This window comes from Shewanella sp. T24-MNA-CIBAN-0130 (genome assembly GCF_040310185.1).
Classification (GTDB): domain Bacteria; phylum Pseudomonadota; class Gammaproteobacteria; order Enterobacterales; family Shewanellaceae; genus Shewanella; species Shewanella psychromarinicola.
This window is the reverse complement of sequence record NZ_JBEOPP010000086.1, coordinates 1-15,326: the sequence shown is the minus strand read 5'-3', so window position 1 is coordinate 15,326 and position 15,326 is coordinate 1. Positions and strand designations below refer to the sequence as shown.

Genomic DNA, 15,326 nt, shown 5'->3' with positions numbered 1-15,326 from the left:
CAGGTGTTGTAGCTAAAATTATCGCGTAATAGCGACTTTAGTGAACACTGAAAAAGGAAGCCTCGGCTTCCTTTTTTATTTTTAGAAACTGACAATCATTGGTGGTATTGACCCAGGATGTGTAGTGAATACTCAGCAATTGATTGTAAAACAACTTTCTGAAGACTATTTACACAATGGGCTTGATCTCCGATAAAAGTTCTGTATACTTGCCCCCTCGCTGACTAGTGCAGCGTAAATTATAATGACTAACCAGTATGGTTAATCATTTTCACAGCGACTCCGATTGGGAGTCGAACGGTTAAATCATCTCGCTCTGCTTTTCCATTAGGAAGAAGCTAGAGGGTGATTTTTTATATGTCCATTTTAGGAGCTCTGGTCAATGCAGAACCAAAGAATCCGTATCCGCTTGAAAGGCTTTGATCATCGTTTAATTGATCAGTCTACAGCGGAAATCGTTGAAACTGCTAAGCGTACAGGCGCGCAGGTACGTGGACCTATTCCACTACCTACTCGCAAAGAGCGTTATACCGTTTTGATCTCTCCGCACGTTAATAAAGATGCTCGTGATCAGTACGAAATTCGTACCCACAAGCGTTTAGTTGACATCGTAGAGCCAACAGAAAAGACTGTAGACGCATTAATGCGTTTAGATCTTGCGGCTGGTGTCGACGTTCAGATTAGCTTAGGTTAATTGAGATCCTTAGAAGAGGTTTGAGAGATGGCTATCGGTCTTATTGGTCGTAAAGTGGGTATGACTCGCATCTTCACTGAAGATGGTACGTCAATCCCTGTAACAGTAATTGAAATTGCAGGCAATCGTGTTACTCAAGTGAAAACTTTAGAAACAGACGGTTATCGTGCACTTCAAGTAACTACTGGTACCAAAAAAGCCAATCGCATCACTAAAGCAGAAGCAGGTCACTTTGCCAAGGGCGGCGTCGAAGCCGGTCGTGGTTTATGGGAAATGCGTTTAGCAGATGGTGAAGGCGAAGGCATTGAAGTTGGTGCTGAAATTAATGTTGATATTTTCGCTGAGACAGTGAAAGTAGATGTTACCGGTCAATCAAAGGGTAAAGGCTTCCAAGGCGGTGTTAAGCGTTGGAACTTCCGTACTCAAGATATGACTCACGGTAACTCTTTGGCACACCGTTCGAATGGTTCTATCGGTCAGAACCAAACGCCTGGTCGTGTATTCAAAGGCAAGAAAATGTCAGGCCATATGGGTGCTGAGCAAGTAACGACTCAAAATCTACACGTTGTACGTGTTGATGCAGAACGTAACTTGTTATTAGTACGCGGCGCAGTTCCAGGCGCTACCAATGGTGACTTGATTATCAAGCCAGCAGTTAAAGCTTAAGGTCTGAGGAGATAGTAATGGAATTGGTATTGAAAGACGCCCAGAGCGCTCTTGAAGTTTCCGAAACTACCTTCGGCCGTGACTTTAACGAGGCACTGGTTCATCAGGTAGTTGTAGCGTATGCTGCAAACGCGCGTCAGGGCACTCGTGCCCAAAAGACTCGTGCAGAAGTAACTGGCTCAGGCAAAAAGCCTTGGCGTCAGAAAGGCACTGGCCGCGCTCGTGCCGGTAGTGTTAAAGGCCCAATCTGGCGTGGCGGTGGCGTAACTTTCGCTGCTAAAACACAAGATCATAGCCAAAAAGTTAACAAGAAGATGTACCGTGGTGCTCTTAAGAGCATATTTTCTGAATTGGTACGTCAAGATCGTCTGGTTGTTGTTGAATCATTTGGTGTCGAAGCTCCTAAAACACAAGAGCTGAAAGCTAAATTAAAAGCAATGAACTTAGAAGACGTTCTAATTGTTACTGCTGAAGTTGATGAGAATTTATTCTTAGCAGCTCGCAACTTATACAAAGTTGACGTTCGTGACGTAGCGGGTCTTGACCCAGTGAGTCTAATTGCGTTCAACACTGTTCTTGTTACTGCTGACGCAGTGAAGCAAATCGAGGAGATGCTAGCATGATCCGCGAAGAACGTTTGCTAAAAGTTATTCTTGGTCCACATATCTCTGAAAAGAGTACTGTGCTTGCTGAGAAAAACAACACTGTAGTCTTCCGCGTAGCCATCGATGCAACTAAAGCAGAGATTAAAGCTGCAGTAGCGAAGCTATTTGAAGTTGAAGTTAATTCGGTTCGCACTTTAGTTAATAAAGGCAAAACCAAACGTACTGGTGGCCGAGTTGGTCGTCGCATCGATTGGAAAAAAGCCTATGTTACTTTAGCTGCTGGTGCTGACATTGATTTCGTCGGCGGCGCTGAATAAGCAAAGGAGAATTATCATGGCAGTTATTAAGTGTAAGCCAACCTCTCCAGGTCGTCGCCACGTAGTTAAAGTGGTGAATACGGACCTGCATAAGGGTAAACCTTTTGCTGGCCTGTTGGCGAAAAAAACTAAAAGTGGTGGCCGTAACAATACTGGCCGTATCACTGTTCGCCACATAGGTGGTGGACATAAGCAGCACTATCGTATTGTTGACTTTAAACGCAACAAAGATGGTATTCCTGCGAAAGTTGAACGTCTTGAATACGATCCAAACCGTACAGCGCACATCGCGTTAGTACTGTATGCAGATGGTGAGCGTCGTTATATTCTTGCTGCAAAAGGCATGAAAGCTGGCGACCCAATCCAATCTGGCTTGGATGCAGAAATCAAGACTGGTAACGCTAGACCGTTACGCAACATTCCAGTAGGTAGTGTTGTACACGCTGTTGAAATGAAGCCTGGTAAAGGCGCTCAGATCGCACGTTCAGCTGGTGCTTATGTACAAGTTGTTGCGCGTGATGGTGCTTATGCAACTCTACGTCTTCGCTCTGGCGAAATGCGTAAAGTTCCAGTAGATTGCCGCGCAACATTTGGTGAAGTTGGTAATTCCGAGCACATGCTACGCCAGTTAGGTAAAGCAGGTGCTACGCGCTGGAGAGGCATACGCCCTACAGTTCGAGGTGTTGCAATGAACCCAGTAGACCATCCACATGGTGGTGGTGAAGGCCGTACTTCTGGTGGACGTCATCCAGTGAGTCCATGGGGTGTGCCGACTAAGGGTTATAAAACTCGTAGCAACAAGCGCACTGACAAGTACATCGTACGTCGTCGTAATAAATAGTTAAGAGGATTCGCCATGCCACGTTCTCTCAAGAAAGGTCCCTTCATTGACCTGCACTTGCTGAAGAAGGTAGAGAAAGCGATGGAAGCGGGAGACAAAAAGCCAATTAAGACTTGGTCTCGTCGCTCAATGATCATCCCTAATATGATTGGGTTGACCATCGCTGTCCATAATGGTCGTCAGCACGTACCTGTGTTCGTAACTGACGAAATGATCGGTCACAAGCTTGGTGAATTTTCACCAACTCGCACTTATCGCGGCCATGTCGCAGATAAGAAAGCGAAGAAGCGTTAATACGGGAGGAATAAGATGGAAGTTTTAGCTAAACATCGTTTTGCTCGTACGTCTGCGCAGAAGGCCCGTCTAGTTGCTGATCAAATTCGTGGATTGCCTGTTTCTAAGGCGCTCGAGATTTTGACATTCAGCCCCAAGAAAGCCGCCGTACTAGTTAAAAAAGTACTTGACTCAGCTATCGCAAACGCCGAACACAACGAAGGTGCTGACATTGATGAGCTTAAAGTTGGAGCCGTCTTCGTAGATGAAGGCCCAACAATGAAGCGCATCTTGCCACGTGCTAAAGGCCGCGCTGATCGTATCATGAAGCGTACCAGTCACATTACTGTGGTTGTAGCAGATCGCTAGGAGAAGAGAGCAATGGGACAGAAAGTACATCCTAATGGTATCCGTCTGGGTATCACTAAGCCTTGGATCTCTACCTGGTACGCAGATAAGTCAGACTATGCAAATAATCTGAACAGCGACTGGGAAGTGCGTCAATATTTAACTGAAAAGTTAAAAGCCGCATCAGTATCTAAGATTGTTATTGAACGCCCAGCGAAGAGCATCCGCGTTACTATTCACACTGCCCGTCCAGGTATTGTGATTGGTAAGAAAGGTGAAGACGTTGAAGTATTACGTGCCTATGTGTCTAAAATCACTGGTACTACTGCTCAAATCAACATCGCTGAGATCCGTAAGCCTGAATTAGACGCTAAGCTCGTCGCTGACTCTATAGCTCAGCAGTTAGAGCGTCGTGTTATGTTCCGTCGTGCTATGAAGCGCGCAGTACAAAACGCAATGCGCATTGGTGCTCAAGGTATCAAAGTTCAAGTGAGCGGCCGTTTAGGCGGAGCTGAAATCGCGCGTGCAGAATGGTATCGTGAAGGTCGTGTACCTCTACATACTTTGCGTGCCGATATCGACTATTCAACTGCAGAAAGTCACACGCAATATGGTGTGATTGGTATTAAAGTTTGGATCTTCAAAGGCGAAGTTCTAGACGGTTTAATACCAGCTATTGAAGAGCCTAAGCAGCAACCCAAGCGTAAGCCTCGTGGTAAATAGGAGAAACTTTTATGCTGCAACCTAAACGTATGAAGTTTCGCAAGATGTTCAAGGGCCGCAACCGCGGTCTAGCGAACGGTACTGAAGTTAGCTTTGGTACTTTCGGTTTGAAAGCAGTCGGCCGTGGCCGTTTAACTGCTCGTCAAATTGAATCTGCACGTCGTGCCATGACACGTCACGTTAAGCGTCAAGGACAAATTTGGATTCGAGTTTTCCCTGACAAGCCAATTACCTCTAAGCCTCTAGAAGTGCGTATGGGTAAAGGTAAAGGTAACGTTGAATACTGGGTATGTCAGATTCAACCTGGTAAGGTTCTTTATGAGATGGATGGTGTTCCTGAAGCGTTGGCTCGTGAAGCCTTTGCTTTGGCTTCAGCCAAACTTCCTCTGAAGACTACCTTCGTAACTAAGACGGTGATGTAATGAAAGCGAGCGAACTAAGAGAAAAGAGCGTTGAAGAACTTAACGCTGAATTACTTGGTCTGCTGCGTGAGCAGTTTAACCTGCGTATGCAACACGCTACTGGTCAGTTGAGCCAAACTAATCAATTGAAACTAGTGCGTCGTAACATTGCACGTGTAAAGACCATTATTACTTCTAAGGCAGGTGCGTAATGTCTGATAAAACCCGTACTTTGCAAGGTAAAGTAATTAGCAACAAAATGGACAAGTCTATTACTGTTGCTATTGAGCGCCAAGTGAAACATCCTATTTATGGGAAGTACATTAAGCGTACTACTAAGATCCATGCACATGACGAAACTAATCAGTGTAACGAAGGGGATTACGTGGCGATTAGCCAGTGTCGTCCGCTATCTAAGACTAAGTCTTGGACGCTTGCTGAAGTAGTGACAAAAGCCTAATTTTATTAGGCTAACGTAAACGGCCCCAGTATTTGGGGCCGTTTGTTTTTTTTGCTATGCATCCCGAAAATGTGTGTTATACTTGCGCGCCATTTTTAAGTAAATTATTACTTGAATTTGGTTCAAATGTAGTCCCATAGTGGGATTGTGTAGTAACGATAGCGGAGCACTTGAAATGATCCAAATGCAATCGACTCTAGACGTCGCATGTAACAGCGGCGCACGCAGAGTTCAGTGTATTAAGGTCTTGGGTGGCTCTCATCGTCGTTATGCCGGTATCGGCGACATCATCAAAGTTTCTGTTAAAGAAGCAATTCCTCGCGCTAAAGCGAAGAAAGGTGATGTATATAACGCGGTGGTAGTCCGTACTAAGAAAGGCGTTCGTCGTCCAGACGGTTCTGTCATTCGCTTCGATCGAAATGCAGCGGTTTTGCTTAATGCAAACCTTGCACCGATTGGTACTCGTATCTTTGGCCCAGTGACACGTGAATTGCGTAATGATAAATTCATGAAGATTGTCTCGCTGGCACCAGAAGTACTGTAAGGAGCTTCAAATGGCAGCTAAAATCCGTCGTGAAGACGAAGTAATTGTACTAGCAGGTAAAGACAAGGGTAGCCGCGGTAAGGTTTCTCAAGTTTTACCTACTGGTAAGTTAATTGTTGAAGGCCTCAATCTTGTTAAAAAGCACCAGAAACCAAACCCTCAATTGGGCGTGACTGGCGGCGTTATCGAGAAAGAAGCACCGATTCAAGCATCAAACGTTGCGATCTTTAACCAAGCCACAGGCAAGGCAGATCGTGTTGGTTTCCGATTTGAAGACGGCCAAAAAGTCCGTTTCTTTAAATCGAACAGCGAACTCGTTAAGTAATTTGGAGTAAACGATGGCGAAACTGCATGATAAATATCAAGAGACTGTAATCGCTGAACTAGCTAAAAAGTTCGGTTATAGCAGTGTCATGCAAGTCCCTCGGATTGAAAAAATCACCCTCAACATGGGTGTAGGCGAAGCTGTTGCAGATAAGAAAGTTATGGAGCATGCGCTCCGTGACATGACTGCAATCGCTGGCCAGAAACCAATTGTAACTGTTGCACGTAAATCAGTTGCTGGTTTTAAAATCCGTGAAGGCTACCCTATTGGCTGTAAAGTGACCCTACGCGGTGAGCGTATGTGGGAATTTTTAGAGCGTTTAGTTGACATTGCAATACCACGTATTCGTGATTTCCGAGGCTTAAGCGCTAAAGCGTTTGACGGTCGTGGTAATTACGCAATGGGCGTGCGTGAGCAGATCATCTTCCCAGAAATCGATTATGATAAAATCGATAAAATTCGTGGTATGGATATTGTTTTCACTACTACTGCGAAGAATGATGAAGAAGGTCGTGCTTTGTTAGACGCTTTTAACTTCCCATTCAAGAAATAAGGGTAGCATAATGGCAAAAACATCTATGAAAGCACGTGAAGCAAAACGTGCGCAGCTCGTAGCTAAATATGCTGAAAAGCGTTTAGCACTTAAGGCTATTATCAACAGTCCTGCAACTTCTGACGAAGATCGCTGGGATGCTGTACTTAAGTTACAAGCTCTACCACGTGATTCTAGCGCTGCGCGTCAACGCAACCGCTGTAATCAAACTGGTCGCCCACATGGTTTCCTACGTAAATTCGGCTTAAGCCGTATTAAATTACGTGAAGCAACCATGCGTGGTGAAGTTCCTGGTCTGCGTAAGGCCAGCTGGTAAGCACTTGTCACGGAGTAAGCTAATATGAGCATGCAAGATCCTATTGCGGATATGTTAACCCGTATTCGTAACGGCCAAGCTGCTAACCACGTATCTGTAAAGATGCCTTCAGCTAAGTTAAAAGTAGCAATTGCGAAATTACTTAAAGATGAAGGTTTCATTACTGAATACGCCGTAGCAGATGAAGCTAAGCCTGAATTAGAAATTACCTTAAAGTACTTTCAAGGCAAACCAGTCGTTGAGACTATCCAGCGTGTAAGTCGCCCTGGTCTTCGTATTTACAAAGGTAAAGACGAGCTACCAAAGGTGATGGGCGGTCTGGGTATCGCAATTGTGTCCACTTCTAAAGGCTTGATGACTGATCGCGCCGCCCGCCAAAATGGCTCGGGTGGCGAGGTTATCTGCTACGTAGCGTAAGGAGCTAGAAATGTCTCGTGTTGCAAAAGCACCAGTCACTGTTCCTGCTGGCGTAGAGGTGACTTTAAACGAACAGACCTTAACTGTGAAAGGCAGTAAAGGAAGTCTGACTCGAGTAATCAACAATGCGGTAAATGTTGTTATCGACGATGCACAAGTTAAGTTCCTTCCTGTCGAAGGCGTTGCTAACGCTTGGGCACAGGCTGGTACTGCACGTGCATTGGTAAACAATATGGTTGTTGGTGTATCTCAAGGTTTTGTGAAAAAACTTAAATTAGTTGGTGTAGGTTACCGTGCAAAGATTGCTGGTAGTGACTTAGATTTAACTTTAGGTTTTTCACATCCATTAGTACACAAACTGCCCGCAGGCGTTACTGCAGAGTGTCCTAGCCAAACTGAAATCGTGCTTTCGGGCGTTGATAAACAGTTAATTGGTCAGGTTGCTGCTGAAATTCGCGGATATCGTCCACCAGAGCCTTATAAGGGCAAAGGTGTTCGCTATGACGACGAAGTAGTACGCCGTAAAGAGGCTAAGAAGAAGTAGGTAACGCGATATGGATAAGAAAACATCTCGCTTACGTCGCGCTACTCGTGCACGTAAGAAGATCCAAGAGCTGGGCGTGAATCGTCTGGTTGTACATCGTACACCACGTCACATTTATGCTCAGGTAATCAATCCTGAAGCTCAGGTGTTGGCAGTTGCTTCAACCGTTGAAAAAGCGGTTAAAGAACTACTAAAGAGTACCGGTAACGTGGATGCAGCTAAAGCAGTAGGTAAAATTGTTGCTGAGCGTGCGATCGAGAAGGGCGTAGCAATAGTTGCGTTCGACCGTTCTGGTTTCAAGTATCATGGTCGTGTCGCTGCGTTAGCAGATGCCGCTCGTGAAGCTGGCCTGAAGTTCTAAGGGGTTATAAAAATGGCTAAATTAGAAGCTCAGCAAAAAGACGATCTGCAAGAGAAATTAATTGCAGTTAATCGTGTTTCTAAAGTAGTTAAAGGCGGTCGTATCTTTAGCTTCACTGCACTAACAGTTGTGGGTGATGGTAATGGTAAGATCGGCTATGGCTATGGTAAAGCGCGAGAAGTTCCAGCTGCTATTCAAAAAGCAATGGAAAAAGCCCGTCGAAATATGGTAACCGTGGAGTTGAATGCAGGTACTTTGCATCACCCAGTTAAAGGTCGCCATACTGGTTCTAAAGTTTATATGCAACCAGCATCACAGGGTACCGGTATTATTGCCGGAGGCGCAATGCGTGCCGTATTGGAAGTAGCAGGCGTTCATAACGTTCTGTCAAAAGCATACGGTTCTACTAACCCGATCAACATCGTTCGCGCAACTGTCGATGCGTTGGTGCACATGAAGTCACCAGCTCAAATCGCAGCAAAACGTGGCCTGAATGTTGATGAAATTCGGGGGTAATGCACCATGGCTACTAAAACTTTAAAAGTCACACAGACTAAAAGCAGCATTGGTCGTTTACCAAAACACCGTGCAACCTTAACCGGTTTAGGCCTACGCCGCATTGGTCACACTGTCGAAATTGAAGATACACCTTCAGTTCGCGGTATGATTAACAAGGTGTACTACATGGTTTCGGTGGAGGAATTAAGATAATGCGTCTAAATACTCTATCTCCAGCAGCAGGTTCTAAATCTGCTCCTAAGCGTGTAGGCCGTGGTATCGGTTCAGGTTTAGGTAAAACAGCGGGACGTGGCCATAAAGGTCAGAAGTCTCGTTCAGGCGGCGGCGTTCGCGTCGGTTTCGAAGGTGGTCAAATGCCACTTAAGATCCGCCTACCTAAATTTGGCTTTACCTCGCGTCGCGCTTTGGTAACAGCTGAAGTTCGTTTACTCGAACTAGCAAAAGTTAACGGTGATGTTGTCGATTTGAATGCACTGAAAGATGCGAATGTTATTACTCGCAATATCCAGTTTGCGAAAATCGTTCTTTCAGGTACCATTGACCGCCCTGTGACTGTAAAAGGTCTGAAGGTAACTAAAGGTGCTCGTGCAGCTATTGAAGCTGCCGGTGGCAAGATCGAGGAATAATACATCGATGGCAAAACCAGGACTTGATTCAAAAAGCGCGAAAGGCGGTTTGTCTGAACTGAAAACTCGTCTTCTGTTCGTGATTGGCGCAATTATCGTCTTTAGAGCCGGTTCGTTTGTGCCAATTCCTGGTATTGACGCCGCTGTATTGGCAGAGCTATTTGCTCAGCAAAAAGATACCATCCTTGGCATGTTCAACATGTTCTCGGGTGGTGCTTTAGAGCGTGCTTCTATCTTCGCATTGGGTATCATGCCGTATATTTCGGCATCTATCATAATGCAGTTATTGACTGTTGTGCATCCTGCACTCGCTGAATTAAAAAAAGAAGGCGAATCAGGACGTAAAAAAATCAGTCAATATACTCGATATGGCACACTTATGCTGGGTACGCTGCAATCTGTCGGTATTGCAACGGGTTTACCAAATCTGATGCCTGGCCTTGTGGCCAATCCCGGAATTGGTTTTTACTTTGTTGCAGTTGTGAGTCTAGTGACAGGAACTATGTTCCTTATGTGGCTAGGTGAGCAAATTACCGAACGTGGTATTGGTAATGGTATCTCGATTTTAATTTTCGCAGGTATTGTTGCTGGTCTACCATCGGCCATCGGCTCAACAGCCGAGCAGGCGCGTCAAGGTGACATGAATGTTTTAGTACTACTGTTGCTCGCTGTTATTGTATTTGCTGTAACTTATTTAGTGGTATTTGTGGAACGTGGTCAACGTCGTATCGTCGTTAACTACGCTAAGCGCCAACAAGGCCGTAAGGTTTTTGCAGCGCAAAGCACCCATTTACCTTTAAAAATTAATATGGCAGGTGTGATTCCACCAATCTTTGCTTCCAGCATTATTTTGTTCCCAGGCACACTGGCTCAGTGGTTTGGTCAAAATGAGTCTATGTCATGGTTAAGCGATTTCGCTTTAGCTGTGTCACCAGGACAACCGCTGTATTCATTATTGTACGCGTCAGCAATTATCTTTTTCTGTTTCTTCTATACTGCGTTGGTTTTTAACCCTCGTGAAACAGCAGATAACTTGAAAAAGAGTGGTGCATTCATTCCTGGGATCCGTCCCGGAGAACAGACTTCGCGTTACATTGATAAAGTAATGACACGTTTAACCTTAGCGGGTGCGTTGTATATTACCTTTATCTGCTTAATTCCGGAGTTCATGTTAATTGCGTGGAAAGTACAGTTCTATTTTGGCGGTACTTCACTACTAATTATAGTCGTCGTGACCATGGACTTCATGGCTCAGGTTCAGACCCATATGATGTCTCATCAGTATGAGTCTGTGATGAAGAAAGCTAATCTCGTTAACAAAGCGAAATAAGATCGCTTTGGAAAACAAGATTGCTTTTACGGAGTGATGAAATGAAAGTTCGAGCTTCCGTGAAGAAGATCTGCCGTAATTGCAAGATCGTCAAGCGTAGTGGCGTTGTTCGCGTTATCTGTGTTGAACCAAAACACAAACAGCGTCAAGGCTAAGAAAGAAGTTTGGTCAGCCCAATAATGGGCTGACCAAAATATTGTTTGCAAATCTGTCGTCTGTCGAGTATCCTTTCGGGCTTTTCGCAGATGACCTTTAACTTAAGGAGTGCATAGTGGCCCGTATCGCTGGCATTAACATTCCTGATCAAAAGCATGCAGTCATTGCGTTGACTGCTATCTTTGGTATTGGACGTACACGCGCTAGAGCAATCTGCGCATCTACTTCAATCGCCGAAGATGCTAAGATCAAGGAATTGAGCGAAGCTCAGATAGATATCCTACGCGAAGCAGTCGCCAAATATTCAGTAGAAGGTGACTTGCGTCGTGAGATTTCAATGAACATCAAGCGTCTTATGGATCTTGGTTGTTATCGTGGTCTCCGCCATCGTCGTAGCCTGCCCCTTCGTGGGCAACGTACTAAGACCAATGCGCGTACGCGTAAAGGTCCACGTAAGCCAATCAGAAAGTAACGGGAAGGTAAACCAAAATGGCTAAAGTTCCGTCACGTTCTCCGCGTAAGCGCGTACGTAAACAGGTTGCAGATGGCATGGCTCATATCCATGCGTCTTTCAACAACACAATTGTCACCATTACAGATCGTCAAGGTAATGCGTTGTCATGGGCTACCTCAGGTGGTTCTGGTTTTCGTGGTTCACGTAAATCAACACCATTCGCTGCACAGGTTGCTGCTGAGCGTGCAGGTATTGCTGCTCAAGACTACGGCGTTAAAAACCTTGAAGTTTTCGTGAAGGGTCCAGGTCCAGGTCGTGAATCAGCCATTCGTGCGCTGAACGCTGTTGGTTATAAAATTACCAACATTACCGATGTGACGCCTATCCCTCATAATGGCTGTCGTCCACCTAAAAAACGTCGTGTATAACACTGCGTATATAGGATAGTTGGAGAAAGATCATGGCAAGATACTTGGGTCCCAAGCTCAAGCTCAGCCGCAGAGAAGGTACAGACCTTTTCCTAAAAAGCGGTGTGAGAGCAATCGAATCGAAGTGTAAGCTAGAAACTGCACCTGGACAACATGGCGCACGTAAGCCACGTTTGTCTGAGTATGGTATTCAGCTACGCGAGAAACAAAAAGTTCGTCGTATTTTCGGAGTGCTAGAAAAGCAATTCCGTAACTACTACAAAGAAGCTGCACGTTTAAAAGGCAATACAGGTGAAAACCTATTGCAACTCTTAGAAGTCCGCCTAGATAACGTTGTTTATCGTATGGGTTTCGGTTCTACGCGTGCAGAATCACGTCAGCTAGTAAGCCATAAATCTGTTATGGTTAACGGTCGTGTTGTTAATATTCCGTCATTCAAAGTGTCTGCGAATGATGTTGTAAGCATCCGTGAAAAGTCACGTACTCAAGCTCGTATCAAAGCGGCTTTAGAAGTGGCTTCTCAACGTGAAAAGCCTACATGGGTAGAAGTCGACAATGCGAAAATGGAAGGTGCTTTTAAGCGTATTCCAGAACGTAGCGATTTGTCTGCGGATATTAACGAACAGCTGATCGTCGAGCTTTACTCTAAGTAAGGCTAACAAACAAGAGAGGACACAATGCAGGGTTCTGTTACAGAATTTCTTAAACCGCGTCTCGTTGATATTGAGCAGGTTAATTCAACTCGCGCCAAAGTTACACTAGAGCCACTAGAACGTGGTTTTGGCCATACCTTAGGTAACGCGTTGCGTCGAATCCTATTGTCGTCTATGCCTGGCTGTGCAGTTACTGAAGTCGAAATTGACGGCGTACTGCATGAATACAGCAGTAAGGAAGGCGTGCAAGAAGATATCCTTGAGATATTGCTTAATCTTAAGGGATTAGCAGTGACCATCGAGGGTAAAGACGAGGCTTTGCTTACATTAAGCAAGTCCGGCACAGGCCCTGTTACAGCAGCAGATATCACGCATGATGGTGATGTTACCATCGTGAATCCTGATCATGTTATCTGTCACTTGACTGGTAACAATGATATCAGCATGCGTATCCGCGTTGAGCGTGGTCGTGGTTATGTGCCTGCTTCGGCTCGTGCACAGACTGAAGACGATGATCGCCCAATCGGTCGCTTATTGATTGATGCTTCATTCTCGCCTGTAGCTCGCATTGCATATAATGTTGAAGCTGCTCGTGTAGAACAACGTACTGACTTAGACAAACTTGTGATTGATATGACCACTAACGGTACTATTGATCCTGAGGAAGCCATTCGTCGTTCCGCAACCATCTTAGCTGAACAGCTAGATGCGTTTGTTGAATTACGTGATGTGACTGAGCAGGCTGTTGTAGAAGAGAAACCGGAGTTCGATCCGATTTTGCTGCGTCCTGTCGACGATTTAGAGCTAACTGTACGTTCGGCTAACTGTTTAAAAGCCGAAGCGATTCATTACATCGGAGATCTGGTACAACGCACTGAAGTTGAGTTGCTTAAGACCCCTAACTTAGGTAAGAAATCTCTTACCGAAATTAAGGATGTTTTAGCGTCTCGCGGACTGTCGTTAGGTATGCGTCTAGAAAACTGGCCACCGGCTAGTTTAGCTGACGACCTATAAGTCTCAGGTTAGTACAGATTTAGGTTATAAGGATTAGGTCATGCGCCATCGTAAGAGTGGTCGTCAACTAAACCGCAACAGCAGTCATCGTCAAGCTATGTTTCGTAACATGGCTTGTTCAATAGTTCGTCATGAGATTATCAAGACAACTGTAGCTAAAGCGAAAGAACTGCGTCGCGTTGTTGAACCTCTAATAACACTTGCTAAAATTGACAGCGTTGCAAATCGCCGTTTAGTTTTTGCTCGTACCCGCGACGCTGAAGTTGTAGGTAAGTTATTTACTGAATTGGGTCCACGCTTCCAGGAACGTCCTGGTGGCTACACTCGTATTCTAAAGTGCGGTCTACGTACCGGTGATAAAGCCCCAATGGCTTACATCGAGTTAGTAGGTCGTCCTGAAGCTGCTGAAGCTGTTGAAGTAGAAGCTGCTGAGTAATTAGTTACTCACCGAAAAAACCGAGCTTAGGCTCGGTTTTTTTTATTTTTTTCCTGCATCGGTCATATTATAAGCGTTCGGGCAAGTACCTCTTCAGTACCGCTTATTGCTCCTTTATCTTAACGGCTAACTATTACATCAAGAGTTAATATGGCTAAATGTTCTCATGAAGAATGAGCTGCCTCCCAATAAATGCAGCCAGCGCTTTAACGATTACTGGTTTTTGTCATTAACATAATCTCAGTTCAGCACCTTTTATTTCTGTAAAGCAACTAAGCTTAAAACGTCGCAGCGTTTGATAAATAACAGTGATCATGTCGACAGAGGTGACGCCCCATGCTTTTCAATAGACTATCTGCATGCAGCATCAAACGGGTTTGTGGGCTTCCCCTATTCGTTGTCAGTCAGCCTTTTTTGTGAAAGTATTATAACCCCAAGCTATTAATTCGCTCATCACCAGCACTATTTCTTATATCAGCAGTATCTATTAGCCCTATACAAGCCAGAGGTACAGCTTAAGCGTTAATCGCAGATTGGATGATAAAGTCCGCCGTCCTGTTAACTCCTTAGATGATTTACGGTACCAACCTCTATTAACTAAAAGTGAACCTCACGCTGATGAAGCGACGCTCAAAGTGATTAACGAATCGTATCTGTGGGTGAATTGCTCTGGCGTGGATGAGCCTCGTTATCAAGGTTTAAACAACTTTGTGCTGTACGACTATTAACAAGGTAGCCTCAAGGACACGTGCGAGAGCGCTTTTCTTGCCATGGAGCAAACCCGTTAGGGTTATTTACCGATCGATTGCTACGCGGCCTTCTAACAGGCAAGCAATAGACTTGTGGGGTCTATCCAAGATATAAATTCAAAGAAACATGAAAGTTGCACAGGAAAAACAAAACTTGCAGCGTCAACAAGGCGGATATGGCACTGAGCATGATAGCCAAGCGGAATTGTATTGAAATGCAAATATCTGCACTAAGTCAAAAAGACTGATCATTTTTTTAAGTGGCTCATTCAAGTTCTTCAGGAGGCAATTTAAACACTGGCTCGATACATCAGCGGAGCAAGTGCCAAAAAACGCCCTTGGCCAAGACATACACTACAACCTGCTTTATGGCCAAAGCCTAGCCGGTGACATAGAGAATAGTGGTTTTAATAGCGACAACAATCGTTGACAACGCGTAGCAAAGCAGTTTGTGATTGGCCGTTAATACTGATGGGTTAACCTCAACCATAGTGGTTGTTAACGCCAGTCTAAAAGCGCCACTATTTGCCGAATTTAACGATAAGCAGATCTTTCCTCATCAAAAAAATCATT

Annotated in this window: 29 protein-coding genes; all 29 read left to right on the top strand. The window is 44.9% G+C overall.

The genetic code is table 11. From position 1 onward, the window contains the following. The first annotated feature begins 382 nt into the window (after window positions 1-382). The 29 genes from rpsJ (at window position 383) to AAEZ02_RS20650 (ending at window position 14,732) form a co-directional block, all read left to right on the top strand. Complete coding sequence (gene rpsJ / locus AAEZ02_RS20790) at window positions 383-694, top strand: 30S ribosomal protein S10 (protein WP_011635639.1); 312 nt, start codon at window positions 383-385, stop codon at window positions 692-694. Window positions 695-721: 27 nt separating this feature from the next. After that, entirely contained in the window at window positions 722-1,360 is a 639-nt protein-coding gene (gene rplC, locus AAEZ02_RS20785) for a 50S ribosomal protein L3 (RefSeq protein ID WP_101033710.1), read from the top strand. Window positions 1,361-1,377: 17 nt separating this feature from the next. Continuing rightward, window positions 1,378-1,983: a 50S ribosomal protein L4 gene (gene rplD / locus AAEZ02_RS20780; protein ID WP_101033712.1), complete on the top strand. Its 606-nt coding sequence runs from the start codon at window positions 1,378-1,380 to the stop codon at window positions 1,981-1,983. After that, window positions 1,980-2,282 carry a 50S ribosomal protein L23 gene (gene rplW / locus AAEZ02_RS20775; RefSeq protein WP_101033714.1) on the top strand — a complete coding sequence of 101 codons (303 nt, stop codon included), beginning with the start codon at window positions 1,980-1,982 and terminating at the stop codon, window positions 2,280-2,282. Before rplD ends, rplW begins: the two co-directional genes overlap by 4 nt. A gap of 16 nt (window positions 2,283-2,298) precedes the next feature. Beyond that, window positions 2,299-3,123: a 50S ribosomal protein L2 gene (gene rplB, locus AAEZ02_RS20770; protein ID WP_101033716.1), complete on the top strand. Its 825-nt coding sequence runs from the start codon at window positions 2,299-2,301 to the stop codon at window positions 3,121-3,123. 15 nt (window positions 3,124-3,138) lie between these two features. Then, window positions 3,139-3,417: a 30S ribosomal protein S19 gene (gene rpsS / locus AAEZ02_RS20765; protein ID WP_101033718.1), complete on the top strand. Its 279-nt coding sequence runs from the start codon at window positions 3,139-3,141 to the stop codon at window positions 3,415-3,417. 15 nt (window positions 3,418-3,432) lie between these two features. Next, entirely contained in the window at window positions 3,433-3,765 is a 333-nt protein-coding gene (rplV, locus tag AAEZ02_RS20760) for a 50S ribosomal protein L22 (RefSeq protein ID WP_101033720.1), read from the top strand. A 12-nt stretch (window positions 3,766-3,777) separates the two neighbouring features. Then, window positions 3,778-4,467, top strand: coding sequence for a 30S ribosomal protein S3 (rpsC, locus tag AAEZ02_RS20755; RefSeq protein ID WP_124013991.1), 690 nt, complete (start codon window positions 3,778-3,780; stop codon window positions 4,465-4,467). A gap of 11 nt (window positions 4,468-4,478) precedes the next feature. After that, the gene (gene rplP, locus AAEZ02_RS20750) at window positions 4,479-4,889 is read left to right on the top strand and encodes a 50S ribosomal protein L16 (protein ID WP_101033724.1); all 411 of its coding nucleotides are present in this window, start codon (window positions 4,479-4,481) and stop codon (window positions 4,887-4,889) included. Next, a complete protein-coding gene (gene rpmC / locus AAEZ02_RS20745; protein ID WP_101033726.1) occupies window positions 4,889-5,080 on the top strand; it encodes a 50S ribosomal protein L29 in 192 nt (63 codons plus the stop codon). The genes rplP and rpmC overlap by 1 nt, the downstream gene beginning before the upstream one ends. Beyond that, entirely contained in the window at window positions 5,080-5,328 is a 249-nt protein-coding gene (gene rpsQ, locus AAEZ02_RS20740) for a 30S ribosomal protein S17 (RefSeq protein WP_101033728.1), read from the top strand. The genes rpmC and rpsQ overlap by 1 nt, the downstream gene beginning before the upstream one ends. A 175-nt stretch (window positions 5,329-5,503) precedes the next feature. Continuing rightward, window positions 5,504-5,872 (top strand): 50S ribosomal protein L14, encoded by a 369-nt coding sequence (rplN, locus tag AAEZ02_RS20735; RefSeq protein WP_011635649.1) that lies wholly within the window; start codon window positions 5,504-5,506, stop codon window positions 5,870-5,872. Window positions 5,873-5,882: 10 nt separating this feature from the next. Continuing rightward, on the top strand, window positions 5,883-6,197 hold the full coding sequence (gene rplX / locus AAEZ02_RS20730) for a 50S ribosomal protein L24 (protein ID WP_101033730.1): 315 nt from the start codon (window positions 5,883-5,885) through the stop codon (window positions 6,195-6,197). A gap of 13 nt (window positions 6,198-6,210) precedes the next feature. Then, window positions 6,211-6,750: a 50S ribosomal protein L5 gene (gene rplE, locus AAEZ02_RS20725; RefSeq protein WP_101033732.1), complete on the top strand. Its 540-nt coding sequence runs from the start codon at window positions 6,211-6,213 to the stop codon at window positions 6,748-6,750. A gap of 10 nt (window positions 6,751-6,760) precedes the next feature. Next, window positions 6,761-7,066 (top strand): 30S ribosomal protein S14, encoded by a 306-nt coding sequence (gene rpsN, locus AAEZ02_RS20720; RefSeq protein ID WP_124013992.1) that lies wholly within the window; start codon window positions 6,761-6,763, stop codon window positions 7,064-7,066. Window positions 7,067-7,090: 24 nt separating this feature from the next. After that, window positions 7,091-7,483 (top strand): 30S ribosomal protein S8, encoded by a 393-nt coding sequence (rpsH, locus tag AAEZ02_RS20715; RefSeq protein ID WP_101033736.1) that lies wholly within the window; start codon window positions 7,091-7,093, stop codon window positions 7,481-7,483. A 10-nt stretch (window positions 7,484-7,493) separates the two neighbouring features. Beyond that, window positions 7,494-8,027, top strand: a complete 534-nt coding sequence (rplF, locus tag AAEZ02_RS20710) for a 50S ribosomal protein L6 (protein ID WP_124013993.1) — start codon at window positions 7,494-7,496, stop codon at window positions 8,025-8,027. A gap of 10 nt (window positions 8,028-8,037) precedes the next feature. Further along, complete coding sequence (gene rplR, locus AAEZ02_RS20705) at window positions 8,038-8,388, top strand: 50S ribosomal protein L18 (protein WP_101033740.1); 351 nt, start codon at window positions 8,038-8,040, stop codon at window positions 8,386-8,388. A gap of 12 nt (window positions 8,389-8,400) precedes the next feature. Further along, complete coding sequence (rpsE, locus tag AAEZ02_RS20700; protein ID WP_011494651.1) at window positions 8,401-8,904, top strand: 30S ribosomal protein S5; 504 nt, start codon at window positions 8,401-8,403, stop codon at window positions 8,902-8,904. 6 nt (window positions 8,905-8,910) lie between these two features. Next, on the top strand, window positions 8,911-9,099 hold the full coding sequence (gene rpmD, locus AAEZ02_RS20695) for a 50S ribosomal protein L30 (protein WP_101033742.1): 189 nt from the start codon (window positions 8,911-8,913) through the stop codon (window positions 9,097-9,099). After that, window positions 9,099-9,533 carry a 50S ribosomal protein L15 gene (gene rplO / locus AAEZ02_RS20690; protein ID WP_011635657.1) on the top strand — a complete coding sequence of 145 codons (435 nt, stop codon included), beginning with the start codon at window positions 9,099-9,101 and terminating at the stop codon, window positions 9,531-9,533. Before rpmD ends, rplO begins: the two co-directional genes overlap by 1 nt. Before the next feature lie 7 nt (window positions 9,534-9,540). Then, the gene (secY, locus tag AAEZ02_RS20685; protein ID WP_101033744.1) at window positions 9,541-10,863 is read left to right on the top strand and encodes a preprotein translocase subunit SecY; all 1,323 of its coding nucleotides are present in this window, start codon (window positions 9,541-9,543) and stop codon (window positions 10,861-10,863) included. 41 nt (window positions 10,864-10,904) lie between these two features. After that, entirely contained in the window at window positions 10,905-11,018 is a 114-nt protein-coding gene (gene rpmJ, locus AAEZ02_RS20680; protein WP_006083579.1) for a 50S ribosomal protein L36, read from the top strand. Window positions 11,019-11,134: 116 nt separating this feature from the next. Beyond that, window positions 11,135-11,491: a 30S ribosomal protein S13 gene (gene rpsM, locus AAEZ02_RS20675; RefSeq protein ID WP_101033746.1), complete on the top strand. Its 357-nt coding sequence runs from the start codon at window positions 11,135-11,137 to the stop codon at window positions 11,489-11,491. Window positions 11,492-11,508: 17 nt separating this feature from the next. Continuing rightward, window positions 11,509-11,901, top strand: a complete 393-nt coding sequence (rpsK, locus tag AAEZ02_RS20670; protein ID WP_011635661.1) for a 30S ribosomal protein S11 — start codon at window positions 11,509-11,511, stop codon at window positions 11,899-11,901. Between the two features lie 32 nt (window positions 11,902-11,933). Next, window positions 11,934-12,554 (top strand): 30S ribosomal protein S4, encoded by a 621-nt coding sequence (rpsD, locus tag AAEZ02_RS20665; protein WP_101033748.1) that lies wholly within the window; start codon window positions 11,934-11,936, stop codon window positions 12,552-12,554. Between the two features lie 24 nt (window positions 12,555-12,578). Next, window positions 12,579-13,568 carry a DNA-directed RNA polymerase subunit alpha gene (locus tag AAEZ02_RS20660; RefSeq protein ID WP_101033750.1) on the top strand — a complete coding sequence of 330 codons (990 nt, stop codon included), beginning with the start codon at window positions 12,579-12,581 and terminating at the stop codon, window positions 13,566-13,568. Between the two features lie 40 nt (window positions 13,569-13,608). Further along, complete coding sequence (gene rplQ, locus AAEZ02_RS20655; RefSeq protein WP_101033752.1) at window positions 13,609-14,004, top strand: 50S ribosomal protein L17; 396 nt, start codon at window positions 13,609-13,611, stop codon at window positions 14,002-14,004. A 533-nt stretch (window positions 14,005-14,537) separates the two neighbouring features. Further along, complete coding sequence (locus tag AAEZ02_RS20650; RefSeq protein ID WP_164839426.1) at window positions 14,538-14,732, top strand: hypothetical protein; 195 nt, start codon at window positions 14,538-14,540, stop codon at window positions 14,730-14,732. Window positions 14,733-15,326 lie beyond the last annotated feature (594 nt).

Bases quoted from the DNA above. Each gene is read 5' to 3' on its own strand.
- rpsJ (WP_011635639.1), top strand. From the start codon at position 383: ATGCAGAACCAAAGAATCCGTATCCGCTTGAAAGGCTTTGATCATCGT.
- rplC (WP_101033710.1), top strand. From the start codon at position 722: ATGGCTATCGGTCTTATTGGTCGTAAAGTGGGTATGACTCGCATCTTC.
- rplD (WP_101033712.1), top strand. From the start codon at position 1,378: ATGGAATTGGTATTGAAAGACGCCCAGAGCGCTCTTGAAGTTTCCGAA.
- rplW (WP_101033714.1), top strand. From the start codon at position 1,980: ATGATCCGCGAAGAACGTTTGCTAAAAGTTATTCTTGGTCCACATATC.
- rplB (WP_101033716.1), top strand. From the start codon at position 2,299: ATGGCAGTTATTAAGTGTAAGCCAACCTCTCCAGGTCGTCGCCACGTA.
- rpsS (WP_101033718.1), top strand. From the start codon at position 3,139: ATGCCACGTTCTCTCAAGAAAGGTCCCTTCATTGACCTGCACTTGCTG.
- rplV (WP_101033720.1), top strand. From the start codon at position 3,433: ATGGAAGTTTTAGCTAAACATCGTTTTGCTCGTACGTCTGCGCAGAAG.
- rpsC (WP_124013991.1), top strand. From the start codon at position 3,778: ATGGGACAGAAAGTACATCCTAATGGTATCCGTCTGGGTATCACTAAG.
- rplP (WP_101033724.1), top strand. From the start codon at position 4,479: ATGCTGCAACCTAAACGTATGAAGTTTCGCAAGATGTTCAAGGGCCGC.
- rpmC (WP_101033726.1), top strand. From the start codon at position 4,889: ATGAAAGCGAGCGAACTAAGAGAAAAGAGCGTTGAAGAACTTAACGCT.
- rpsQ (WP_101033728.1), top strand. From the start codon at position 5,080: ATGTCTGATAAAACCCGTACTTTGCAAGGTAAAGTAATTAGCAACAAA.
- rplN (WP_011635649.1), top strand. From the start codon at position 5,504: ATGATCCAAATGCAATCGACTCTAGACGTCGCATGTAACAGCGGCGCA.
- rplX (WP_101033730.1), top strand. From the start codon at position 5,883: ATGGCAGCTAAAATCCGTCGTGAAGACGAAGTAATTGTACTAGCAGGT.
- rplE (WP_101033732.1), top strand. From the start codon at position 6,211: ATGGCGAAACTGCATGATAAATATCAAGAGACTGTAATCGCTGAACTA.
- rpsN (WP_124013992.1), top strand. From the start codon at position 6,761: ATGGCAAAAACATCTATGAAAGCACGTGAAGCAAAACGTGCGCAGCTC.
- rpsH (WP_101033736.1), top strand. From the start codon at position 7,091: ATGAGCATGCAAGATCCTATTGCGGATATGTTAACCCGTATTCGTAAC.
- rplF (WP_124013993.1), top strand. From the start codon at position 7,494: ATGTCTCGTGTTGCAAAAGCACCAGTCACTGTTCCTGCTGGCGTAGAG.
- rplR (WP_101033740.1), top strand. From the start codon at position 8,038: ATGGATAAGAAAACATCTCGCTTACGTCGCGCTACTCGTGCACGTAAG.
- rpsE (WP_011494651.1), top strand. From the start codon at position 8,401: ATGGCTAAATTAGAAGCTCAGCAAAAAGACGATCTGCAAGAGAAATTA.
- rpmD (WP_101033742.1), top strand. From the start codon at position 8,911: ATGGCTACTAAAACTTTAAAAGTCACACAGACTAAAAGCAGCATTGGT.
- rplO (WP_011635657.1), top strand. From the start codon at position 9,099: ATGCGTCTAAATACTCTATCTCCAGCAGCAGGTTCTAAATCTGCTCCT.
- secY (WP_101033744.1), top strand. From the start codon at position 9,541: ATGGCAAAACCAGGACTTGATTCAAAAAGCGCGAAAGGCGGTTTGTCT.
- rpmJ (WP_006083579.1), top strand. From the start codon at position 10,905: ATGAAAGTTCGAGCTTCCGTGAAGAAGATCTGCCGTAATTGCAAGATC.
- rpsK (WP_011635661.1), top strand. From the start codon at position 11,509: ATGGCTAAAGTTCCGTCACGTTCTCCGCGTAAGCGCGTACGTAAACAG.
- rpsD (WP_101033748.1), top strand. From the start codon at position 11,934: ATGGCAAGATACTTGGGTCCCAAGCTCAAGCTCAGCCGCAGAGAAGGT.
- AAEZ02_RS20660 (WP_101033750.1), top strand. From the start codon at position 12,579: ATGCAGGGTTCTGTTACAGAATTTCTTAAACCGCGTCTCGTTGATATT.
- rplQ (WP_101033752.1), top strand. From the start codon at position 13,609: ATGCGCCATCGTAAGAGTGGTCGTCAACTAAACCGCAACAGCAGTCAT.